Here is a 23,354-nt window from a genome sequence, read left to right on the forward strand (position 1 = left end):
TTTAGGTGACTTGTGGAACGTTGGTTCGAATTTATGGGGAATCACCCCTTCTTATTTGGAACGCTCGCTGTATTGGTAGTGCTGTTCTTTATCCTTGAAGGCCAACGTAATGGTCGTAAAATTTCACCGCAATCATTGGGTATTTTAGTTAAAGCTAAAAATGCAATGTTGATTGATTTACGTGATGCTAAAGATTTCCGTGAAGGTCATATCAGCGGTAGCCGTAACATTCCATACAGCCAAATTACAAAACATCTTGATGAACTTAAAACTTCTGATCGTCCATTAGTATTCGTCTGTAATTTGGGTCAAGTCGCAGGTTCAGCTTTACAACAAGTTGGACACGCAGATGCTTATCGCTTAGATGGTGGCATCAGCAACTGGAAAGCTCAAGGCTTACCTTTGGTTAAAGCAAAATAAAGATTGAGGAGATTTAACATGGCTGAAGTAACGATTTATTCTACTACTGTTTGTCCATACTGCATTCGTGCAAAACAGCTCCTTGAGCGCAAAGGCGTAGCTTATAAAGAAGTTAATCTATCCAATGAAGCGCCTGAAGTTCGTGTTGAGTTAATGCAACGCACTAACCACCGCACTGTGCCACAAATCTTTATTGGTGAACAATTTATTGGCGGTTTTGATCAACTTTATGCTTTAGAGCGTGAAGGCAAACTCGATGATTTATTGGCTTAATCGCCAATAAACATCATCTCTTCATATTAAGGATTAAAGAATGAGTGAAGAACAACAAGCTCCACAATTAGCATTAGAGCGCATTTACACTAAAGATATTTCTTTTGAAGTACCTGGGGCACAAGTTTTTACTAAAGAATGGCAACCTGAGTTAAACATCAACCTTTCTTCTTCTGCAGAAAAAGTTGACCCAACTCATTTTGAAGTTTCTTTAAAAGTTGTTGTTCAAGCAAACAATGCGGGCGATACAGCATTTATCGTTGATGTAACACAATCAGGTATTTTCTTGATTGATGCAGTAGAAGAAGAACGTCTTCCGTACATTCTTGGTGCATACTGCCCGAACATTTTGTTCCCATTCTTGCGTGAAGCAGTAAATGATATGGTTACTAAAGGCAGCTTCCCGCAGTTGCTTCTTACACCAATCAACTTCGATGCTGAATTCGAAGCGAATATGCAACGTGCTCAAGCCGCTGCTGCTGAAGGCCAAGCTTAATCGTAAAGCCTCAGATATAAAAAAGACCGCATTTGCGGTCTTTTTTATTGCCTTTTTAAGGGCTCCTTCTCCCTTTGGGATAAGGTTGGGATGAGGGTGAAATAACCCTCTCCCTAGCCCTCTTCCAAAAGGAGAAGGAACTGAAAGCGAATTATTCAGTATCCAGCATTAACTCAGCGCTCATACCGACAGTATTGAAGCCTGCGTCTACATATAAAATTTCGCCTGTAATACCATTTGCCCAAGGTGAACATAGGAATAATGCTGCATTACCCACATCTTCAATGGTTACATTACGGCGTAATGGTGCAACTTTTTCATTCAAGTCGAGCATTTTACGGAATGATTTAATCCCCGAAGCGGCTAAGGTACGAATTGGACCTGCAGAGATTGCATTCACACGAATACCTTCTGCACCCAAACTTGATGCTAAGTAACGTACACCAGCTTCTAAAGATGCTTTTGCCATGCCCATGACATTGTAGTTTGGCATCACACGCTCAGAACCTTGGTAAGTCAGTGTTAATAAACAACCTTGACGCACTTGCAATAAAGGCTTCGCTGCACGCGCCATTGCTACAAAGCTATAGGCACTGATGTCATGCGCAATTTTAAAGCCATCGCGGTCCGTAATTTCAGTAAAGTCGCCATCTAGCGTATGCGCAGGTGCAAAACCAATTGAATGCACAACGCCATCCAAACCGTCCCAATGTTTTGCAAGTTCTGCAAAAGCTGTATCAATTTCTGCATCTACAGCAACATCACATGGGAACACTAAAGTTGAACCAAATTGTTCTGCAAAATCATCAACACGTTTTTTTAATTTTTCATTTGGGTAAGTAAAAGCAAGTTCAGCACCTTCACGATGTAATGCTTGTGCAATACCAAATGCGATTGATAATTTGCTGGCAATCCCTGCGATTAAAAAGCGCTTACCTGCCAATAGTCCTTGTGCCATGTGAATCTCACTCGAAAAAATTTTAAAGCATAATGCCAAGTCTAAAGCATTTTAGACATTGCATAATGCACCTTTTTTTAAACTTTATCACTCCAGCTTCGCTTCAGCTCAACCAAGAGCAACATTTAAGACAATGCTAAAGCTTCCAAACTATTGCGCCATAACTGGTCTGCAAGTTTCTGTTCATCTTGCCCAAGACTTTGTGCCAAAGCCTGTAAAACATAGGGCAAATTGACAGGCGTATTTCGCGTTCGGCCACCATCACCCAACTGACAACACAGCGGTGTCATGTCTGGGCAATCTGTTTCTAATACCAAATGTTCAGGCCCTAAAGCCTGCACGACCTTATGTAGTTTCTTGGCATTTGGGTTCGTAATTTGCCCTGTCACGCCAATTTTAAAGCCTAAATGAACAAAAGCTTTCGCCTCTTCCACCCCACCACTAAAAGCATGTGCAATGCCACCATGCCGAAACTTTTGGCTTTTCAGCATTTTTAAGACTTCAGCATGAGACTTACGAATATGCAATAAAATTGGCTTTTGATAATGTTGTGCCAGCGTGATTTGACTGGCAAAAAAATACTGTTGCTGTGCAAAAATATCAGGCTGTTTATGCTGTGGCATAAAAGTATCTAAACCAATTTCACCAATGGCCACACACGTTTCTGTTTGTAAAATCTGTTCTAGATCAAACAAATGCTGTTCACGGTGCTGTTCAATATAAAATGGATGCAAGCCTGGCGCTAAATAGCTACGTGGTGCATTTGGCAGCTGTTGTACAAAATGATGACTCTGAATTAATTCTGCAAAGCGTGATTGTAAAAAACCAATATGCACCAAAGCCTCTACGCCTACCGCCTTTGCAGCCTGTGCGAGTTCAGCCCGATCGCCATCAAAGTCAGGCACATCAAAATGCGTGTGCGTATCAAATAAATACATGAATTATTTCGATGCAGTATTTGGTTGTGCTTCAGATGCAACGGTTTCTACTTTAGCTGGTAAATATTGTGCTTTAAGCACTGTTTCCAACTGAGCGTATGGAATCGTTAAACGAGGTAGCCCCACGACGTAAGGTCCAATGTCATATTCACCGTATTGTAAAATCAGACCCTCTTTAGACAAATAATAATTATCGCTCAGCTTAAATTTCCACGCCTGCTCATAATCTTGCACATTGTCTGCCAACTTGGCATCGATGACCCATGTTTTAAATGCCTCATGTGCTAATTGTTCTAAACGCGGCTTTTGCTTTGCTAAAAGTAGTGCATCTAAAGTTACTAATTTTTTACTTTTGAGATCAAAGTTATAATACTGCTGTGCCGACGCGCCATGCGCTCCGCCCAAATAGCTACTGCTATTCAAAACAACAGTCGCAATCGGCTCACCTGAATTTAAGATTTTAGGCTTAATCATCAGACTGATTTTTTGGGCTGAGCTTAAATTTTTCAGCTCTTTATCCAACGCCACAAAAGCCTGTAGATAGGGTTCAAGTTGCTGCTGCATTTTCACTTGTGGTGTTTGTACATCGGCCAGTGATTTTGCCTCGGATGCTACCTGAGCTTCACTGGCTGCTAGGTTTGCCTTTTTCTGTTCAGGCTCTACAGAAAGCATTGCTCCCAATTGCTGTAAAATTTGCTGATCAATAAATTCATCAATAAAGCTTTGATTACTGTTTAAGCGATCCAACGAAATTTCAGGGCAACTTTTGCCATCACACTCAGGCAATTGAATTTTTAATTTTTCTGAATCACCAATTAATTTGGCACTGAGGTCTGGCGCAGGCTTGGTCGCTTTTTCAGGCTCTGCCTTAGGCTCAGCTTGCTGTGGTTGACATGCAACTAAGCCCATGGACAACACTAAAATGCTGAATAATCCTATATTTTTATGTTTTAACATTTTATTAACCTATAGCCTAAAGGTGCGCTTACATCATGTCAGTGATTGCGTGCTTTGTCATTTTCCATACACAAAATGCACCTATTTCCATCACTAAACCAATACATATTTATATCAGATTTCAGCATTTTACTTAAAACATGGAAGGGTAAATATCCGCTTTTAATACTTGTTGGGTTTGTTCTTTGGTTAAATAAATATCCAACTGTTGCCCGTCTTTGACAATTTCGTTAGAACGATAATGCAGACCAATACCTTCTTGGTCAAAGAACCAGTCTGCCTGTCCCCAATATAATTTTTTAGGTGCATCCTTACGCACCAATGTATTTTGTTCTTTGAGCCATTGGGCATAGGCTTTTTGTACAAAAGCGTCCATTTTAGCCTGTTGTTTTGGCTCTATAATATCAAGCGCGGTTAAATTTTTTTGCGTACGGCGGTCCGCGACAAAAAAGTAATACCGCTCTTTTACTTTAATATTTTCTTGGGCACTATCGACCCCCACTTGCATCAACACAAATTGATTCCGCTGATACGGAATTCGCGTATATACCGCCAACTCATAAGCATGATTGGCCTTAAATTCAGCTTGCCATGCATCCGATTTTTTAACATAAGCATTTACAGCTTGTTGCAAACTCATTTGTTGCTTTAAGCCAATTTGGTCTTGAATCACTTGCGCCTGCTTTTGTTCAATCCACGTATTTAACCAGCTATCTTTGGTTTTTAAGGTTTGAATTTCTAACTCAATACAATTTTTAGTTTCGCAAAAAGGCAAAGCGATTTGTGCTGTTTGTTCTTGAATATTTAGGTACGGCAATACTTCTGCTAATTCTTTTTTGGGTGTAGCCTGTACTGGTTCTGAAGCAACCTTAGCATCGGATGCTGGCTGTTTTGCGCGATCATCACAGCCACTCAATCCAATACTGAGTGCGATGAATGACAAAAAGGCGGTGTGCTGAAGTAGCTTCATAACAAGCAAATAACCTATAAAAGTTAAGTTAAATTTATCACAAATTAAAACAGCTTCCTAAGAAGCTGTTTTCAATAAATCAGATACTGGTAAAACTAAAGCATATTTTTAGTGTTCACGGGTATTGCGGAACACAATATCAGGATAACGCTCTTGCATTAGCTGTAAGTTCACACGGCTTGGTGCAAGATAGGTTAAATGACCACCACCATCGACAGACAATTGGTCATGTGCTTTTTTCTTAAATTCATTGAATTTTTTCTCATCATCACACGATACCCAACGTACAGTGTTGATGCTGACAGGCTCGTATACACAATCCACTTTGTATTCTTCTTTCAAGCGGTATGCAACCACTTCAAACTGAAGTACACCGACAGCACCAACAATCAAGTCGTTACTGTTTTGAGGCATGAACACCTGTGTTGCACCCTCTTCCGAAAGTTCTTTTAAGCCTTTTTGTAACTGCTTAGATTTTAATGGATCTTTTAAGCGTACGCGACGGAACATTTCTGGTGCAAAGTGTGGAATACCTGTGAATTGAAGCTTTTCACCTGATGTAAAGGTATCGCCAATTTGAATGGTCCCGTGGTTATGCAAACCAATAATATCACCCGGCCACGCCTCTTCTAAATGCTGACGGTCGCCTGCTAAGAAGGTTAATGCATCTGAAATACGCACATCTTTATCTAGACGTACATGCTTCATTTTCAGGCCTTTTTCATATTTACCCGAACAGATACGCATAAAGGCAATACGGTCACGGTGTTTTGGATCCATGTTGGCTTGAATTTTAAATACAAAGCCTGTGAAGCCTTCTTCAGTCGCGTCCACTTTACGGTCTTGTGTTGGATGTGCTTTTGGTTCTGGTGCATAGTTACTAAATGCATCTAGTACATGGTCTACACCAAAGTTGCCAAGCGCAGTACCAAACAATACAGGCGTTTGACGACCCGCTAAAAACTCTGCACGATCCAATGGTTCATTGGCCATTTGTACAAGTTCTAATGATTCTTCAAACGCTGCCCAAGCCAACTCGCCTACTTTTTCACGTAAGTCTGGGTAGTCATAGCCATCACGGATTTCAATGTCTGTAATGGTTGAACCAAAGCCTGCTTTATATACATAAAACTTTTCTTCGATAAGGTTGAATACACCAGCGAAGTCACGACCTGTACCTAAAGGCCAAGTTAAAGGTACACATTTAATTTTGAGGACGTTTTCAATTTCATCTAGCAATTCTAATGGCTCACGAATTTCGCGGTCCATTTTGTTGACGAATGAAATGATTGGTGTGTCACGCATACGACACACTTCCATCAATTTAATCGTACGGTCTTCGACACCTTTTGCACCATCAATCACCATAAGTGCAGAGTCAACCGCAGTTAATGTGCGATAAGTATCTTCAGAGAAATCTTCATGCCCTGGGGTGTCGAGAAGGTTAATCATCTTGTCTTTGAATGGGAACTGCATGACTGACGTGGTAATTGAGATTCCACGTTCTTTTTCCATTTCCATCCAGTCAGATGTTGCCGCACGGTCAGACTTACGGCTTTTTACCATCCCAGCAACCTGAATTGCTTGTCCCCATAACAGTAGTTTTTCTGTCATGGTGGTTTTACCCGCATCGGGGTGGGAAATAATCGCGAACGTACGACGCTGAGCGACCTGTGTCGCTAATTCATCTTTAAAACTCATGGAAAGACACCTACTGCAGACGCGCAGCGCAAAAGACCAAATCTGATCAAATCAAAAATTGGCGATATTGTAGCAGATTTCTTTCGGTATTCCTCCACCCTCACATACACACCAAAATACATGATTACACTTTAGCAGTCCGCATTTCATCCGCTTCTTCGTCATGCCTTCAATCAACTTGGAATTCTTTATTGTTCAATTAAAAAAGACTGACCAGCTTATAATAGAGCCAACATTTCCAAGGTAATTTTTTTCACAGCATCACGACTTTGAATAATATGTGCTTGAATACTCTCCAAGGCTAAATCTTTATTTTTGCTAAGGATCTGTTCCAATATCTTTTGATGTTCTGCATAGGTTGCGTCAATACGATAATCTTTAGAAAAATCTAAACGGCGAATAATACGGATTTTTTCACTCACATCCCGATGCACCTTTGCCATTTCACTATTGCCGATTGCTTCAACCAATTGGCAGTGAAAAACTTCATCTTGCATAGATAAAGTTTTTAAATCATGCAAATACTGTTCAGGCGGAATACACCACAAATTCACCAATGTCTGTAAAGCCTGTTTGAGTTGTTCTTGTTCCATTTTACAGAGCTGCTCAATGGCATAGCATTCCAGCAAAATCCGTAAATCGTACAGTTCTTCGTAGGCTTTAAAATTGAGTGGCTTCACTTCCCAACCGCTGCGAAAATGCACCCGTACATAACCATCTTGCTGTAAACGGTATAAAGCCTGCCGTACGGGTGTACGGCTGACTTCATACAATTCTGCAATTTCAGATTCGGTAAAACGTGCACCCGGTTTGAGCTGAAAATCAAAAATATCGTTTTTTATTTTTTGGAAAACCAGCTCAGACAAGTTGTCTGAGCTTTTCCCAACAATGGCTGAGCTCATGTTTATTCCATATAAACCAGCGGTTCACCGCTATGTACCGTTTGTCCCGCACGGCAGATAATTGCTTTCACTATGCCGTCATCATCGGCATAGACTGGAAGCTCCATTTTCATCGCTTCAATAATGGCTACAGTATCGCCTTTCTTCACAGACTGTCCAGCTTCGACAAAAATTTTCCAAATGTTGCCGGTCATCGATGCATTTAAGGCTGCATATTGACTATAGTCGGTATCATCCTGCAGGATTTCCATTTCCGCAGGTGCATCGAACTCATCTTTCCAGCGTTCAACTTCAGTTGTAAATGCTTGTTGTTGCTGTGCTTTAAACTCAGCAATACTGTCCTTCTCTGTTTCCAAAAAGGCTTGATAAGCAGCAAAATCAAATTCAGTTTCTTCAATTTTGATTTCCGCCACACCATTGGCAAAGTCAGCACGGAATTGATCGAGTTCAGCTTCGGTTACTTCGTAATATTTAATTTGGTCAAAGAAGCGTAAGAACCATTGCTGATCACCAAACTGCTTGTTCTTTTTAAACTTATTCCAAATGGGCAAGGTACGGCCTATCAATTGATAACCGCCCGGTGAGTCCATGCCATAGATACACATGTACATACCGCCAATACCGACTGTACCTTCGGCAGTAAAGGTACGTGCAGGGTTATATTTCGAGCTGAGCAAACGATGACGCGGATCAATTGGAACGGCACAAGGTGCGGTTAAATACACATCGCCCAAACCTAAAATCAGGTAATTGGCATCAAAAATGATGTCTTTGACTTGCTCACGGCTGTCTAAGCCATTAATGCGCTGAATGAAATCGACGTTATTTGGCAACCACGGCGCTTTGGCACAGACACTTTCTTGATAACGTTCTACAGCACCTAAAGTTGCCGAATCCTCAAATGCCATCGGCAAGTGAATAGTACGAGATGGAATTTTGATTTGGCTCAAATCGCCCATCTCATTTTCGAGACCCAATAAAAACTGGATCAAATTCGCTTGGCTGAAACGCAATCCATCATATTTAATTTGCAGTGAACGCACACCCGGTGAAAGCTCTAAGATGCCATCAATATTCGCTTCACGAATCAGCTGCATCAGTCGATAAACACGTAAGCGCAATGCAAGGTCGAGAACGTTTTCGCCATATTCAAGCAAGATGTAACTGTCACCTGCCTGACGGTAGACTGCTTTCGGCGCATGCATATCTGCTTCACGAACCGCCAATATCCCTTCAGGCTTGCATTCAAAAGTTGCCACCTCTGACTTTTCAGGTGCTTGAGCAAAGCTTTGGATATCGGCAATTTGCTGAACTTCCAAGGCATTGGCTTGTTCCACACTCATCGGGTAGAAACTGATGCTGTCATCCGCCTTCAGTTGACCAATCTTCCAAAGTTCTGCTTTGGCAATCGTCACTGGGCAAACAAAGCCACCGAGGCTTGGGCCATCTTTGGCCAAAATCACTGGAAAATCACCAGTGAAGTTAATCGCCCCAATAGCATATTCACAGTCATGCACATTGGATGGATGCAAACCTGCTTCACCGCCATTTTCACGTGCCCAGCTTGGTGTCGGGCCAGTTAGGCGAATACCTAAACGGTTTGAGTTAAAGTGTACATTCCATGTTGAAGCAAAAAATTCTTCAATATATTCAGGTTTAAAGAAATCTGGTGCACCATGTGGACCATAGAGCACGCCAATTTTCCATTCTCTGCCATAGCTTGGAATACGCTCTGCTGCCAAAGCTTGCGGTGCTGCTGTTGCAACTTCCAATCCATCTAAAGGCAGGCTTGGATTAACCATTTTAATCATGTCGCCTGCGCGCAGCACTCGCCCTGCATGACCGCCAAAATTACCCAATGCAAAGGTTGAACGACTGCCTAGATATTCAGGTACATTTAGTCCGTTGCGGATTGCAAGATAAGTACGGCAACCTGATTCAACTTGTCCGAGTGCCAAAGTTTGCCCGGCTTTGATGCTGATCGGCTGCCAAAAATCGACATTTACTCCATCTAGAGTCGCGCTGCATGGCGCACCTGCTAAGGCTACGATGCTATCGGCATGAAATTTTAGACTTGGCCCTTGTAAGGTAAATTCAAAGCCTGCTGCCGATTTTGGATTACCCACAACTTGATTGGCCAATTGAAATGCATAATCATCCATCGGGCCTGATGGCGGTACACCAATATCCCAATAGCCCACACGCCCCGGATAGTCTTGAATCGTACTTTGCGTTCCCGGTTGTAGCACTTCAATCACATTTGGAACGTATTTAAAATCATCCAGCAGACGTGTCCAGATTTGCATATTTTCAAAGCGTGCATCTGATACTACGGTATGCGCATAGTCTAAGTTGGTACTGATGCCATTCAGGCGGGTTTCAGCCAAGGCTGTTTTTAGCTTAGCAATCGCACTGTCTCTGTCTGCTGCATGCACAATAATTTTGGCAATCATCGGGTCAAAATATTGTGAAATTTCAGTGCCTGTAGATACCCACGTATCCACACGGATGTCTTCAGGGAAATACACATCCGTGAGTACACCCGGACTTGGCTGGAAGTTTTTCACTGGGTCTTCCGCATAGATTCGCACTTCAATGGCAGCGCCATTGGGCTGAATATTGCTGAGTTTTTCCCAATCTAAAGCATCACCTGCCGCCACTTTGAGCATGCATTCAATCAGATCTAAACCCGTCACCATTTCAGTGACTGGATGTTCAACCTGCAAACGGGTATTCACTTCAAGGAAATACACTTCATCACGGGCAGCATCATAGATAAACTCAACTGTGCCTGCGCTGCGGTATTTCACCAATTGTCCGAGCTCTACAGCAGCACGGTGCAATTTTTGACGGGTCGCTTCTGGTAAATGCGGTGCTGGTGTTTCCTCCACCACTTTTTGGTTACGGCGCTGCAATGAACAGTCACGCTCACCAAAGGCAACGACTTGACCTAAACCATCACCAAAAATTTGTACTTCTACGTGACGAGCTTTATCGACAAAACGTTCGAGAAACACACCCGCATCTTTAAAGAACTGCTCGCCTAGACGCTTTACACTTTCATACGCATCTTTTAATGATTGCTCATCATCACAGCGGGTTAAACCAATCCCACCACCGCCAGCGGTGCTTTTCAACATGATTGGATAACCAATCTCTGCAGCAGATGCGAGTGCTTCATCCAAATTTGCCAATAATCCTGTGCCCGGTGTCATGGGCACATTGGCGGCAGCTGCCAATTCACGTGCACGATGCTTCAAACCAAACTCTAAAATTTGTTCAGCCGTTGGCCCCATAAAGGCAATGTTATTTTCTTCACATGCACGGGCAAAGTCGGCACTCTCTGACAAAAAACCATAACCGGGAAATATTGCTTCAGCGCCAGTTTGTTTGGCTGCTTGAATCAATTTTTCAATACTTAAATAAGTCTCTGCAGGCTTAACACCTTCAAGCGACACCGCCACATCTGCATCTAACACATGCTGTGCATAACGGTCTGTCTCTGAGTACACGGCAACCGACTGAACACCGAGTTTCTTTAATGTACGAATCGCACGAACAGCAATTTCACCACGGTTTGCAATTAAAACTGTTTTAAACATGATTATTTCCCCGAATTTTTTAATTTGATTTTGCTGTTGTTGCTTGCAGTGATTGGATATAGGCGCGCCAGCCACCAAATTCACTGATATTTTTTGCACCGTTTAGGCCATAGGGTTCGCAAATAAAGCCTTTCACCCAACGTCCATCGGCAAGCTCGACATTGCCCATACCGAGCGGTGTTGGAATTTCAGCGACAAATTCACCAAAGCGTGCTTTTGGAATATCCCAAAGCTCGACAATAATTTTTTGACCCGCTTCCTGACGCGCTAAACCTGGTTTCGGCGGTACTGTGCCCGGCAGTGCATAGAGGGCGTAATCGGAAGAAGTGGTTGTGGTTTCGACATGCACGGCTTGGCGTGTTGTCAGTTGGAAATTCAGTGGCATACCTGTGAGATGTGCCCCTATGACTGCAACACGAAAATGCTGCGCGGATGGTGCAGAAATGACTGAAGCTGTTTCAGACAATGTTTTAGCTACTGCACCGAGTGGTAATTTCAGATGGTTTTGCCATTTTTCTGCAAAATCTGCTAAAGCCGTATCGTGCCAAGCCGGTGCAATGAATGTGATTCCAAAAGGCAGCCCGTCGGCACGAAAGCCTGCGGGTACAGCGATGGCACTCAGGTCTGCTAAATTGGTAAAGTTGGTATAGGTGCCAAAGTGGCTATTATTTTCAATTGGCGCCTCAGCCATTTCAGCCAGTGTGTGAATGGTTGGCGAGCTTGGCACCACTAAGGCATCAAATTGGGCCAAGGTTTGCTGAATGTCTCGAGCCAATTCTTGCTTTAAATATTCGGCGTTATAGGCATCCACCGCACTGTACTGCTGCCCTTTTTGAATGATTTCCAAAACTGTTGGATCAAAGTCTTGTACCGATGTTTCTAATAAATCTGCAACTGCAGCAGTACGCTCTGCGACCCATGACCCTTGGTAAAGTTGGCTCGCCAATTGACTAAAAGCACTGAAATCAATTTCAGTCAGTTCTGCGCCTAAGTTTTTTAATTCAGTCAGTGCTTGCTGGAATGCATCCGCCGATTGAGCATCGCCAAAAAATTCTAATTGTTTTGGAATGGCTAATTTTAATTGTGTGCTGAACTTTGCAGGCGCTGTAGCTGGATTCACACGTGAATAGCTGTCGCTTACATCAAAACCTTCCATAACATCTGCCACAGCAGTTGCATCAGCGACGGTTAAGGCAAAAATTGAAATACAATCTAGGCTCTTACAGGCAGGCAATAAGCCTGTATTTGAAAAGCGGCCTTTGGTTGGCTTTAAACCGACAATATTATTGAAAGCTGCAGGTATACGCCCTGAGCCTGCTGTATCTGTACCGAGCGCAATCGGGACTAAACCACGCGCCACCACACTGCCTGAACCAGAGCTTGAACCACCGCTTACATAGTCAGGATTAAAACTATTTGGCACGGCACCAAATGGTGAGCGTGTACCAACCAATCCTGTGGCAAATTGATCTAAATTGGTTTTGCCTACAATAATCGCACCCGCTTGTTTTAAGCGTTGTACCACATAGGCATCTTCAGTTTTAATTTCAGTAAATAATTTAAACGCAGCCGTTGACGCAAAGCCTGCCACATCAATATTGTCTTTCACTGCAATAGGCACACCAAACAAAGGTAAGGCAGTCGCATTTTCAATTTGTTTTAAAACTTCAATCTGCGCAGTTATTTGTTCTATCGATGCAATTGAAATCCATGCTGGGTCTACGCGATCAAATTGCTCGACCAAGGCATATAAGTCTTCAAGTTGAAGTGTGTTGTTTGCGTAGCCCGCTTTCCATTCCGCTAAAGTCCAGCCTAAAGTTTTTATTGGGTTCATTGATGTGCTCATTCTTGTATCCAAGTTTGAATACTGTATTGCACACATCATGCCAAAATAATATTTTTATTATTTTTCAATATCTTACTTATTAAATATAATTATTTTTATTTATTTCAGACCTGTCATCATACACCTCTGTTCTAAAATAGAACATTCGTTCACTTTATTTGCACCATGTCAGTTTGAACCGAAAATACAGATCAGCTGGCTCCTGCATCATAAAGCTTATCTTTAATTCAAAGCACAATTCACTTCTGCATTTTGGCTACAGCATAATGGAGAAACCAGCACTGAAGCTAACCTTATAGCATTAAACCTTACTCATTAAACATATTCACGTGACTCTAGGCGTACTACATCTACAGGCAATCCCAATAAATACCCTTGCATTTGTTGGCAGCCTAAACGCGTTAAGATTTCCGCTTGCAAAGGTGTTTCCACCCCTTCTGCTGTCACGGTCAGACCCAGTTTAATCGCCAGATGCACAATACTTTCTAAAATCATTTCTTCTTTGGAAGATGCCGTTAAATCATGAATAAAGCCTTTATCAATTTTTAACTCATCCACAGGTAAATTTTTTAAATATAAAAAGCTCGAATGGCCTGTACCAAAGTCATCAATAGCCAGCTTGATCCCCATACTGCGTAAATGCTCAAAAGTACGAATACTAATATCGATATGGAGCATGGCTGTAGATTCAGTGATCTCAATCATTAAATGATTAGGATTAATACGATAGCGATCAAATAGCGTTTCAAGGGTTGAAAATAAATGTTTATGCTCGAATTGAATCGCAGAGAGGTTGACTGCAATCGGAAGAAACTGCTCATTTTCGCTGTCTTCCCAGAGTTGAATCTGCTTACAGGCTTGCTCAAGTGCCCAATATCCCATTGGAATAATGAGGCCTGTTTTCTCTGCTCCTCCAATAAACATATTAGGTGTCAGCAAACCCAATGTTGGATGTTTCCAACGGATAAGGGCTTCTACGCCACACATGCTTAAATCGCTGGCATTAAACTTCGGCTGATAAAACAAAATAAACTGCTGTTCTTCGACTGCTTTATACAAGTCATTAATCAACTTGGTTTGGCTTTTGGTTTCGTGTTGATCAATGGTATAGCTAAATATGGAATAGGTATTGCGACCTTGATATTTCGAAGTCAGCATCGCAGCATCGGCATTGATTAATAAGTCTTGTAAATTACTGCCATGCTCAGGATACATTGCAATCCCAATACTGCCGGACAAATTAATTTCTTTACCTGCAATTAAAAAACTTTCTTGTACGATTTCTAAAATACGCTGCGCAACTTGTGAAGCTTGCTCTGTTTCGGTGTGTTCTAACACCATCAAAAACTCATCACCGCCAATTCTTAATAATTTTGAATTTTGATCCAGCAAACGGTGCATGCGATTGGCCAATTGAATCAACAATTGATCGCCAACATGATGGCCAAATACATCATTTACAGCTTTAAAGCGGTCTAAATCGATATATAAAAATGCAATTTTTTCTTGACTGCTTCGATGCTCCGTAAACAATAAATGTGCATATTCAGCTAAATACAAACGATTGGGTAATTTGGTTAAATTGTCTTGTACTGCTTGATTGGCCAGTTCTTTGTTGGCCTTCGAGAGTTGCTTATTACGGTCTTCTAACCGTTGTTCAAGTAGCGCGACACTAAAAGCAGCAATAAAAATTAAAGCTGTAACAAAGAGCACGGTAAATAGCAACATATCATGGCTAGATTGTGCCTGAAGTAAACGCTGTGTAGCATCTATTTTTATAAACTTTGTCGCAGCCATGCCAATAAAATGCATGCTTACGATCGTCATAGTTAAAATCGCTGATACAGCCAATTTACCCAAAGTATTACGGTACTGATTTAATTTATTTTTAAAAGCCAACCAAAAAGTTAAGCCAGAACCACAAATCGCGACCACAATAGAACAAGTCACCACCAGTGGATCATAGTAAATATCATGTTGTTGTACGATCAGGCCCATCATGCCCGTATAGTGCATACCTGAAATACCCAACCCCATTAGCACTGCGCCTAAAATTAAGCGAGCAAATGGTAAAGTTTGGCGTGTGGTTAACCAAACCACAAAAGTAGATGCAATAAAAGCAATAATGTATGAAGTAAACGTTAAACCAAAATCAAAATGATAAGGTGCAGGCATCGTGCTAGCTTGCATACCTATAAAGTGCATGCACCAGATTGCCGCCCCTAAAATGATACCGCTTGCCACCAAGATCATTCTTTCGTATTTAGGCTTAGAACTGCGAAATACCAACTGTTCTAAAGAAACTGCTAAATAACAGACCACCAAGGTCACCAATACTGATCCAAGCACTAGACTGTAATCATAATGTATATGAGTCATATTTAGCTTTTCCGCATCAGCTCTGATTATTGTTCTTTGTACCCAAAATGCTACACACAAAAAAAGGTGGATGAATAGGCTTTTATTAAAAGACTACCTATAAAACAACCAATTGCCTTAAGAATCCATTACTCTGTGTATAAGGTCAAGTATTTATTCTGCGTTTTATTACCCCTTGTCGAAATCCTGAATTTTGATTTGAATTAGGTCACTCAACTGACAGAAGTTGCTAATTTATACCGATTTACGTCACTTTTCCATTAAAAAACCAGTGCATTCATAAATGCACTGGTTTCATTTTCATCTTATAAAATGATTTAAGAAGCTGGCTTATGTTTCGCCTGTAAACTTGCATAATCCAACAGTACATTGGCTGCTTCTTTGACGAAGGTTTCTTCCTCAGGCAATGCAGGGCGTTGATTTGCTTTCATCTTGGCACGCGACTCGACCAAAGCATCCAATGAAGCCTGATAGCTTTCCCAATTGCTATATGGTTTCAATCCTGTTGCTGTACGACGTGCATTTTCTGCATCTAAAGTCTTTTGCTCAAGATCAAGCAACTCTTTTTTGCGTTGCTGTAAATCAAGCACCAATTGCTTTTGCTCATCAGTTTTTTTAGCAAGGCTGGTGCGTTGCTCTAAATACTTAAACTGAGGATCAAGGCTGACACGTTGTTGCGATGATTTCACTAGGTCAGGCACATAGTTTTTGATTGAGCCTTCACGTTTGAAGGGTGCTGTTGGAATCGTGTCCCATTGCAATGCATTTTTTGCCTTACGCTCACCAAATTCTTCATTGTAAATATCGACCAATTTTACATCTGGAATCACGCCTTTGTTTTGGGTACTTCCACCGGTAATACGGTAAAACTTACGTTGTGTGAGCGTTGCTTGACCATAAGCCAAAGAGTCCAACTGCACTTGAGCTGTACCCTTACCTGTAGTTGTACTACCAATCACAATACCGCGCTCATAGTCTTGAATCGCCGCTGAATAAATTTCACTTGCCGATGCAGAAGCAAGGTTAATCAGTACAGCCAATGGGCCTGCATAGGTTTGTGCGCCACCATCATCATCTTCAAACACACTGACATTGCCATTGCCATCGCGAATTTGTACCACTGGACCTGATTTAATCACTTGCCCCAACATGCGCGATACTTCATCCAAAGAACCACCTGGGTTATTACGTAAATCGATAATAATCCCTGCCACATTTTGAGCATTTAATGCTTTTAGCGCTTTATTGGTGTCTTCAGACACAGAACGATAATCTGCACCCGCACGACGTGCACGATAGTTCAAATAGAATGATGGGATTTCAATCACACCAAACTTATAGTTTTTGCCATCACGCTGAATATCCACTGTACGTGAACGTACGCCTGCATCTTCTTCTTGAATCACGTCACGGACAATCGTCACGTTACGTGCTTGACTCATAGAAGCACCTGCACCCAATAAACGTACCGTCACTTTAGTGCCACGCTTACCGCGAATTAAGCCCACAATTTCATTGCTCGGCCAACCCACAACGTCCACCATTTTGTCGCCATCTTGTGCCACACCAATGATGCGATCACCTGATTTAACTTGGCCTGATTTACTCGCTGGACCACCTTCTACAATGGTTTCAATCTTGGTGTAATCTTCATTGCCACGCTCTGGACGGATCGATACCCCAATCCCCTCAAGTTGCAACGTCGTTTGACGGTTTAGCTCCATCGCATCTACAGGCGGGAAATAGTTACTGTGTGGATCATAAGTCAGCATCATTGCATTGAGTGTTTTATCTAACACATCATCGCTTTTTAAACGACTAACACGTTCTAATTGACGGGTATAACGCTTAGTTAAGGTCTGAACTGGGGTTAAATCTTCTGGGCCTTTTAAATCTTGCCCATTGGCTAATTCAGGATTGTCCTTTAAAGCTTTTTGCTTGGCTTGTTCTTCTTCTTTACTGATCGTAAGGTTTATCAGTTGCGACACCAGCATTTTGTTCCAATGCGCACGCTGTTCTGCTTCAGTTTTAAAGAACGGTGCTTTTTCACGATCAGTTTCAATCACGACATTGGGTTGATTTAAATTTTGTGGTTTTTTAAGTTCAGCCAAAATATAGCTATAGAATTGCTTTAAGCGCTCGCGATACTGTGCATGAATTTCATAAGGGCCAGACAAATTACCAGCTTTTAAATTCGCACCAAAACTTGGGCCAAAGCGTTTTTTATAATCTTCAACTTCGGATGCCAAGAACAACGAATGTTCAGGGTCTAGACTGTCTAAATAAAAATCTAGAATACGATTAGATGTATTGGCATCTAAACGCTGATTTAGGTAATGCTGACGATCCACCAAAGTTGCAAGCTGGCGCGAAACCAAGGCTTGCTCTTGTGTCGGTTGAATCGATTGAGTTGTTGCTGGCGCACTTTCTGCCGCAATTGCTTCATTCACAACATGTGTAAAAAATAAACCACCTGTTGCCAAGGCAACGGCGCAAGCTAAAGTTTGAAGTTTCATATCTCTGTCGTACTTCCTTGGTTTACGAACCAAATTGCCTTGTCATTTTTGGACTAGAATTAAATATTTTCAAAATCTTAAATGACTTAATCTGTTTATGTCGTGTAGTTTTATCATAATCTGTGCTGACAAAGTGTAGCAAAACATTGCAGAATTCAGGTATTGTTTTTCCCTAAAAATACCAACACGGACCCCCGAATATGATTGGCGCATTAATGCTCGACATTGCTGGCACAGAACTTACTCAAGAAGATATTGAACTATTAAAGGCACCGCAAGTCGGAGGCATGATTTTATTTGGTCGAAATATTGTCTCACCACAACAAGTTCGTGCCTTAACCGACCACATGCGCCAAATTCGCCCTGACATTTTAATTGCTGTCGATCAAGAAGGTGGTCGCGTACAACGCCTAAAAAATGGTTTTACCCTGCTTCCTGCTATGGGCCAGTTTGGCGAACTTTACTTAACCGAACCTGAAAAAGCCCTCGACTTGGCCGAACAATGTGGTTGGCTCATGGCCACGGAAGTTTTGGCCGTAGGCATCGACTTCAGTTTTGCACCTGTGCTCGATCTGAATGACATTAGTGATGTGATTGGTGACCGTGCCTTTGCCAAAAATATGCAAGACATTGTGCCTTTGGCTAGTGCCTTCCTCAAAGGCATGAAACGTGCAGGCATGGCATCTACAGGTAAGCATTTTCCAGGCCATGGTTCTGTTCAAGCAGACTCACATGTGGCAACTGCGGTGGATAGTCGTAGTTATGAAGAAATTTATCAAAAAGACATGCAAAGCTTTATCCAATTGCAACCACAGTTAGATGCCTTAATGCCTGCGCATGTGATTTATGAAAATGTTGACCCAAATCCTGCAGGTTTCTCGCCTTATTGGATTCAAAAGGTATTACGCCAAGAATTACAATTTGATGGCGTACTGTTCTCTGATGATTTAAGTATGCAAGCAGCCTGTGTAGCTGGCGGTGCCGATGCACGTATTCAAGCCGCTTTAAATGCAGGTTGTGATATGGGACTGGTTTGTAATAACCGTGAATCGGCTTGCACTGCATTGGCCGGTATTGAGCATTTACCGCTGCCAAATCAACAGCGCCTAGAACGTATGCGTGGCAACATTCCACACATTCAGATTGGTGAACAACTGGAGTTAGGTGCGGAATGGGCAAGCATCCGTGACCGTATTACTGCATTTAAGCAAGGTCTAAGCGTTTAAACGCTATTTTGACAAAATCAATCAGCACTTTTAAGCAAAAGGAACACGACAAGTTGTTCCTTTTTCTTTATGATAAAAACAACAATACATTGCAATATAAAGCAAAAAAAATTAAAAGAAAATCTAGGGCTTATTTCTTATGACTCAACAACTTTCTGTACATCGTCATATTTCGTTTACAGCGCATTATACAGGCTATATTTGGTACAGCATGGGGATTTCAAATCCAGTTTTTGCGACCTCTAAAGGTAAGTTTTTAGCAAAGTTGGTACATCCACTCGAAAGCTGGGCCGAAAAGCATGTGGGTGGCAGTATGCGCACCACACTCAAACAACGCCACACCCTCATTGACTGTGAACTGACACAGTTAATTCAAAAACACCCACAACTACAAGTACTTGAGATTGCCTGTGGCCTATCGCCTCGCAGTTGGAACTTTCGTCAAAAATTTCCAACGATTGATTATCGCGAGCTCGATTTGCCAGACATGGCCAAAATTAAAACCCAAGCACTACAAAAGTTAGATCAAAATGCACCTGAAGTACTCACCGCAGATATTTTTAGCCAAGACTTTGAGCGCATTTTTCAAGTTTTCGACCCAAAGCGCCCATTGGTGATTATCAGCGAAGGCCTGATTAACTACTTCGATAAAACCTTACTCAATCGCTTATTACAAGGCATTAGCGAATATGGGCAAGACTTTGAACAATTACATTATTTGACCGATATTTACCCTGAACCCGTCAAAAACAAACTGGCCAATTTTATTTGGACCAGCAGTAAACTATTAAAAGTAATGTCTCGCAGTTCTTTTACTTTTCATTTTATCAATCCGTTGCAAATTCATGAGTTTTTTCAAAATGCTGGCTTCCAGCAAGTTGAGGTACTCCAACCCATCAATAGCCTCACAAAACCCAATGCCAGCAATGTAATTCCCTTTCTCTCCCCTGACGAACACGGCGGGGACTTGGTATGGGTCATTCATGCAGTCATAAAAAAACAGCGCTCATAGCGCTGTTTTTTATTTGGAATAAGCATACTAAGTGAATTAGCAGACCTCATCCAATAACGCCACTTGAACTTTTTGACGCTGAATAAAACGCAGTAAACGCTCAGCAATATCAAAACTACCATGCTTAAATAAGGCGCGAATTTCATGCTGCTCAGTTTCAAAAATCAAACATTCAATTTGAAATGGGCCTTCTTCATCTTCTAAATGCAGTGCCAAATCACGAGGATATTGTGCTGCTTGCACAACTGCCTGCTCAGTTTGCAAAGTGAGTAATACACCAAAGTAATTCAGATCAACAATTGTAGTTTCTAAACATAAATCCGAATGGCGATGCGTTAAGACTGTGTCCGCTTGATGTACGGTCACACGCGCTTCACCACGACGATCAATCTGCGCCATTTGCTCACGTGTCATTGGGATAATGCCATCTAAAGACTGAATAGACTCCCCACGCAAAAAGGTTGCAAATAAGCCCATGGTTTCTTTACGGCGCTGTAACTGAGGAACATGGTCTGCATTGGCAATCACCGCAAACTGCATATTTGGACATTGCAATGCGAAGTTGGCATTTTCATGAGGCAAGGTAAAACTATCATATTGCCCACATGCAACTAAAACATCACATTCAGGAATTGGTACATTGGTTAAGCGCAGTAAGCGATTACAGTTAATGTCATAACGCTCTTGTTCTGTGGCCGTAAACTCTGCCATTTGACGGAAGAACAAACGCTTCGCTGTCGGCGACATTCGGGTTAAATCCATTTTGGCATGGTTCACCAAATACAAAATCACCGCTTGGCCAAACTCATCCATGCGCTGTTCTTTCATAAGATGTAAGGATTCTTCCAATAGCATGCGCCAGCTTTTACGGGTTTTTTGCATCACCCCCATCAAAATCATGCGCTCTACAACATCTGGACGCTGATGTGCCAAACAGGATGCCACCACTGATCCCAAAGACATCCCCAATACAGCCACTTTAGGCATGTGTACCAGATCTAACCACGTACCAAGCATGCCAGCAAGGTCTTCCAATTCTAAAGTGCCTGCAGAGACGCCTGTATCTACATTGGTAATTTGTTGATTAGCGCCCATTGAAGGTAAATCAATCAGAATAATCGGGCCTGCATCAAACAATTGTTCAACGCAATATTTATAAGAATTAAAATTTTGAAAAGCCCCACCAATAATGACCATTGGTGTTCGATGTAAGGTATCTGCACGAGCGATGGCCATATATTCGACTTTCCAACCATCGATCCAAGTCGTACGTGGTGGTTGTTTAAAGCTGTTGCGGTCGTATAAATCAAAGAAACCGTAATGCGTACTTGCCTGTACTTCAGGTTCCATTTGGATAACGGAATTCATATTCCTTTCCTCCATCCTTGCTTATTTTTATTGTGCAAGAAATCAATTAGAGATCTCTGCTTGCTTCAAGCATCCTGCTCTGTCGCGAATTTATCAGACGTCAATGTCGTTTATGTTTCATTCTATACAGGAGATGTTTTTACAAGCAACTGCTTCTTGCACCACTCATCTGTTTTCAAGTGAAAAACATTTTCAAAATGTGAATAACACGACTGTTTCACACGTTTTTTCTTCTTGAGACTTCTTTGCGAACAGATAGACTGCTAATATCAAAGGGTAATTTTTATGTGATCACAGCGCTATGCAAGAGTCTATTGAACAATATATGCACACGGTAGGTCAGCAAGCACGTCAAGCATCCCGCGTGCTTTCCAGTGCGTCTACCCAAATTAAAAATCATGCGTTATCTGCTATTTACACTGCTTTAGAAAACAATGAAGTAGAGATTTTAGCAGCCAACAAAAATGATATGGCTAAAGCACACAACAACAATTTAGACAGTGCGCTTCTTGATCGCTTAGAACTTACCCCCACACGCTTTAAAGGCATGCTACATGGCCTAAAAGATGTGATTGCTCTGACAGACCCCATTGGTGAAATTACAGATTTGGCTTACCGCCCTTCGGGTATTCAACTGGGTAAAATGCGCGTACCGCTAGGTGTTGTCGGCATGATTTATGAATCACGCCCGAATGTAACCTTAGAAGCTGCCTCACTGGCCCTTAAGTCTGGTAATGCCATTATTTTACGTGGTGGTTCAGAAGCCTTGGAATCAAACCAAGCGATTGCAGCAGCCATTCAACATGGCTTAAAAGCATCGGGTTTACCTGAGTCTTGTGTACAGGTCATTAAAACCAAAGATCGTGAGGCGGTGGGTCAGCTCATTACCATGTCCGAATATGTTGATGTGATTGTGCCACGCGGTGGTAAAGGACTGATTGAACGTATTACCAATGATGCACGCATTCCTGTGATTAAACATTTAGATGGTAACTGCCATGTTTATGTAGAAGCGCAAGCAGACTTACAAAAAGCCTTGCCAATTGCACTCAATGCCAAAACACACCGTTACGGCGTATGCAATGCCATGGAAACCTTGTTGGTCGATGAAAAAGTGGCTGATGAATTTTTACCGCGTATTGCCGAATTGTATGCAGAAAAGCAAGTTGAACTCCGTGGTTGCCCAAATGTACGTCGCATCTTAGGGGATCAAGTTCAACCAGCCAGTGAAGAAGATTGGTATGAAGAATACCTTGGCCCAATTTTAGCCATCAAAATTGTGTCTGGGATGGATGAAGCAATTGACCATATTAACCAATATGGCTCACATCATACCGATGCGATTATCACTGAAAACTTCAGCCTTGCGCGTCAGTTCCTTGCGCGAGTAGATTCAAGCTCAGTGATGATTAATGCCTCCACTCGTTTTGCCGATGGTTTTGAATACGGTTTAGGTGCAGAAATTGGTATTTCTACAGATAAAATCCATGCCCGTGGCCCTGTTGGTTTAGAAGGCTTAACTTCTCAAAAATGGGTTGTGTTTGGCGATGGTCAAATCCGTCAATAAAACGAACTCATCAGTTTAATCTTTTCATCCCCTCAGTAGAGTCATCTGCTGTGGGGATTTTAATATATGTAAAAGAATGAATAAGCATATTGAAGATATACTCACAAAGAACAACTGTGGTATTCAGCGTATAAGTACAGTTTGTGGCGTATGAAGAATCTATAAAAACACCCACAATTCAGAGTGAGCACAAGTACAAGACCTGTAATTTAAATCAATAAAC

The 23,354-nt window shown here is 41.9% G+C and carries 17 protein-coding genes; 6 read left to right on the forward strand and 11 right to left on the reverse strand.

The window, feature by feature from the left end; all coding sequences use genetic code 11:
- Positions 1-12 precede the first annotated feature (12 nt).
- The 3 genes from EXE29_RS06880 to secB are packed head-to-tail and all read left to right on the forward strand — an operon-like array spanning position 13 to position 1,189.
- On the forward strand, positions 13-420 hold the full coding sequence (locus EXE29_RS06880; RefSeq protein WP_106985175.1) for a rhodanese-like domain-containing protein: 408 nt from the start codon (positions 13-15) through the stop codon (positions 418-420).
- Positions 421-438: 18 nt separating this feature from the next.
- On the forward strand, positions 439-693 hold the full coding sequence (gene grxC / locus EXE29_RS06885; RefSeq protein ID WP_106985174.1) for a glutaredoxin 3: 255 nt from the start codon (positions 439-441) through the stop codon (positions 691-693).
- Between the two features lie 40 nt (positions 694-733).
- Complete coding sequence (gene secB, locus EXE29_RS06890) at positions 734-1,189, forward strand: protein-export chaperone SecB (RefSeq protein ID WP_106985173.1); 456 nt, start codon at positions 734-736, stop codon at positions 1,187-1,189.
- Positions 1,190-1,340: 151 nt separating this feature from the next.
- Here the strand turns inward: secB and EXE29_RS06895 are convergent, their stop codons facing one another.
- The 10 genes from EXE29_RS06895 to EXE29_RS06940 form a co-directional block, all read right to left on the reverse strand.
- Positions 1,341-2,147 (reverse strand): enoyl-ACP reductase FabI, encoded by an 807-nt coding sequence (locus EXE29_RS06895; protein ID WP_120364248.1) that lies wholly within the window; start codon positions 2,145-2,147, stop codon positions 1,341-1,343.
- 125 nt (positions 2,148-2,272) lie between these two features.
- Positions 2,273-3,085 carry a TatD family hydrolase gene (locus EXE29_RS06900; RefSeq protein ID WP_120364247.1) on the reverse strand — a complete coding sequence of 271 codons (813 nt, stop codon included), beginning with the start codon at positions 3,083-3,085 and terminating at the stop codon, positions 2,273-2,275.
- 3 nt (positions 3,086-3,088) lie between these two features.
- Entirely contained in the window at positions 3,089-4,042 is a 954-nt protein-coding gene (locus EXE29_RS06905) for an RsiV family protein (RefSeq protein ID WP_120364246.1), read from the reverse strand.
- A 133-nt stretch (positions 4,043-4,175) separates the two neighbouring features.
- A complete protein-coding gene (locus EXE29_RS06910; protein ID WP_120364245.1) occupies positions 4,176-5,012 on the reverse strand; it encodes a hypothetical protein in 837 nt (278 codons plus the stop codon).
- Between the two features lie 108 nt (positions 5,013-5,120).
- Positions 5,121-6,713, reverse strand: a complete 1,593-nt coding sequence (locus tag EXE29_RS06915; protein ID WP_106985168.1) for a peptide chain release factor 3 — start codon at positions 6,711-6,713, stop codon at positions 5,121-5,123.
- Positions 6,714-6,931: 218 nt separating this feature from the next.
- Complete coding sequence (locus EXE29_RS06920) at positions 6,932-7,615, reverse strand: GntR family transcriptional regulator (protein WP_120364244.1); 684 nt, start codon at positions 7,613-7,615, stop codon at positions 6,932-6,934.
- Between the two features lie 2 nt (positions 7,616-7,617).
- The gene (gene uca, locus EXE29_RS06925) at positions 7,618-11,217 is read right to left on the reverse strand and encodes an urea carboxylase (RefSeq protein WP_120364243.1); all 3,600 of its coding nucleotides are present in this window, start codon (positions 11,215-11,217) and stop codon (positions 7,618-7,620) included.
- Positions 11,218-11,236: 19 nt separating this feature from the next.
- A complete protein-coding gene (gene atzF, locus EXE29_RS06930; RefSeq protein WP_120364279.1) occupies positions 11,237-13,051 on the reverse strand; it encodes an allophanate hydrolase in 1,815 nt (604 codons plus the stop codon).
- A gap of 327 nt (positions 13,052-13,378) precedes the next feature.
- Entirely contained in the window at positions 13,379-15,442 is a 2,064-nt protein-coding gene (locus EXE29_RS06935) for a bifunctional diguanylate cyclase/phosphodiesterase (protein ID WP_120364242.1), read from the reverse strand.
- Between the two features lie 317 nt (positions 15,443-15,759).
- Positions 15,760-17,958: a carboxy terminal-processing peptidase gene (locus EXE29_RS06940; protein WP_120364241.1), complete on the reverse strand. Its 2,199-nt coding sequence runs from the start codon at positions 17,956-17,958 to the stop codon at positions 15,760-15,762.
- A 200-nt stretch (positions 17,959-18,158) separates the two neighbouring features.
- On the opposite strand from EXE29_RS06940, the gene nagZ reads away from it, so the two are divergent.
- Both nagZ and EXE29_RS06950 read left to right on the forward strand, forming a co-directional pair.
- Positions 18,159-19,184: a beta-N-acetylhexosaminidase gene (gene nagZ / locus EXE29_RS06945; protein ID WP_120364240.1), complete on the forward strand. Its 1,026-nt coding sequence runs from the start codon at positions 18,159-18,161 to the stop codon at positions 19,182-19,184.
- Positions 19,185-19,323: 139 nt separating this feature from the next.
- A complete protein-coding gene (locus EXE29_RS06950; RefSeq protein ID WP_120364239.1) occupies positions 19,324-20,196 on the forward strand; it encodes a class I SAM-dependent methyltransferase in 873 nt (290 codons plus the stop codon).
- Between the two features lie 36 nt (positions 20,197-20,232).
- Here the strand turns inward: EXE29_RS06950 and EXE29_RS06955 are convergent, their stop codons facing one another.
- Positions 20,233-21,564 (reverse strand): alpha/beta fold hydrolase, encoded by a 1,332-nt coding sequence (locus tag EXE29_RS06955; RefSeq protein WP_120364238.1) that lies wholly within the window; start codon positions 21,562-21,564, stop codon positions 20,233-20,235.
- A 301-nt stretch (positions 21,565-21,865) separates the two neighbouring features.
- Between EXE29_RS06955 and EXE29_RS06960 the strand changes: the two genes are divergently transcribed.
- Positions 21,866-23,131, forward strand: a complete 1,266-nt coding sequence (locus tag EXE29_RS06960) for a glutamate-5-semialdehyde dehydrogenase (RefSeq protein ID WP_117006780.1) — start codon at positions 21,866-21,868, stop codon at positions 23,129-23,131.
- Positions 23,132-23,354 lie beyond the last annotated feature (223 nt).

This window comes from Acinetobacter sp. WCHAc060006 (assembly GCF_004209135.1).
Classification (GTDB): domain Bacteria; phylum Pseudomonadota; class Gammaproteobacteria; order Pseudomonadales; family Moraxellaceae; genus Acinetobacter; species Acinetobacter cumulans.

Bases quoted from the DNA above. Each gene is read 5' to 3' on its own strand.
- EXE29_RS06920 (WP_120364244.1), bottom strand. From the start codon at position 7,615: ATGAGCTCAGCCATTGTTGGGAAAAGCTCAGACAACTTGTCTGAGCTG.
- nagZ (WP_120364240.1), top strand. From the start codon at position 18,159: ATGATTGGCGCATTAATGCTCGACATTGCTGGCACAGAACTTACTCAA.
- atzF (WP_120364279.1), bottom strand. From the start codon at position 13,051: ATGAACCCAATAAAAACTTTAGGCTGGACTTTAGCGGAATGGAAAGCG.
- EXE29_RS06905 (WP_120364246.1), bottom strand. From the start codon at position 4,042: ATGTTAAAACATAAAAATATAGGATTATTCAGCATTTTAGTGTTGTCC.
- EXE29_RS06955 (WP_120364238.1), bottom strand. From the start codon at position 21,564: ATGAATTCCGTTATCCAAATGGAACCTGAAGTACAGGCAAGTACGCAT.
- EXE29_RS06895 (WP_120364248.1), bottom strand. From the start codon at position 2,147: ATGGCACAAGGACTATTGGCAGGTAAGCGCTTTTTAATCGCAGGGATT.
- EXE29_RS06940 (WP_120364241.1), bottom strand. From the start codon at position 17,958: ATGAAACTTCAAACTTTAGCTTGCGCCGTTGCCTTGGCAACAGGTGGT.
- secB (WP_106985173.1), top strand. From the start codon at position 734: ATGAGTGAAGAACAACAAGCTCCACAATTAGCATTAGAGCGCATTTAC.
- EXE29_RS06915 (WP_106985168.1), bottom strand. From the start codon at position 6,713: ATGAGTTTTAAAGATGAATTAGCGACACAGGTCGCTCAGCGTCGTACG.
- EXE29_RS06960 (WP_117006780.1), top strand. From the start codon at position 21,866: ATGCAAGAGTCTATTGAACAATATATGCACACGGTAGGTCAGCAAGCA.
- EXE29_RS06900 (WP_120364247.1), bottom strand. From the start codon at position 3,085: ATGTATTTATTTGATACGCACACGCATTTTGATGTGCCTGACTTTGAT.
- grxC (WP_106985174.1), top strand. From the start codon at position 439: ATGGCTGAAGTAACGATTTATTCTACTACTGTTTGTCCATACTGCATT.
- EXE29_RS06910 (WP_120364245.1), bottom strand. From the start codon at position 5,012: ATGAAGCTACTTCAGCACACCGCCTTTTTGTCATTCATCGCACTCAGT.
- EXE29_RS06950 (WP_120364239.1), top strand. From the start codon at position 19,324: ATGACTCAACAACTTTCTGTACATCGTCATATTTCGTTTACAGCGCAT.
- uca (WP_120364243.1), bottom strand. From the start codon at position 11,217: ATGTTTAAAACAGTTTTAATTGCAAACCGTGGTGAAATTGCTGTTCGT.
- EXE29_RS06935 (WP_120364242.1), bottom strand. From the start codon at position 15,442: ATGACTCATATACATTATGATTACAGTCTAGTGCTTGGATCAGTATTG.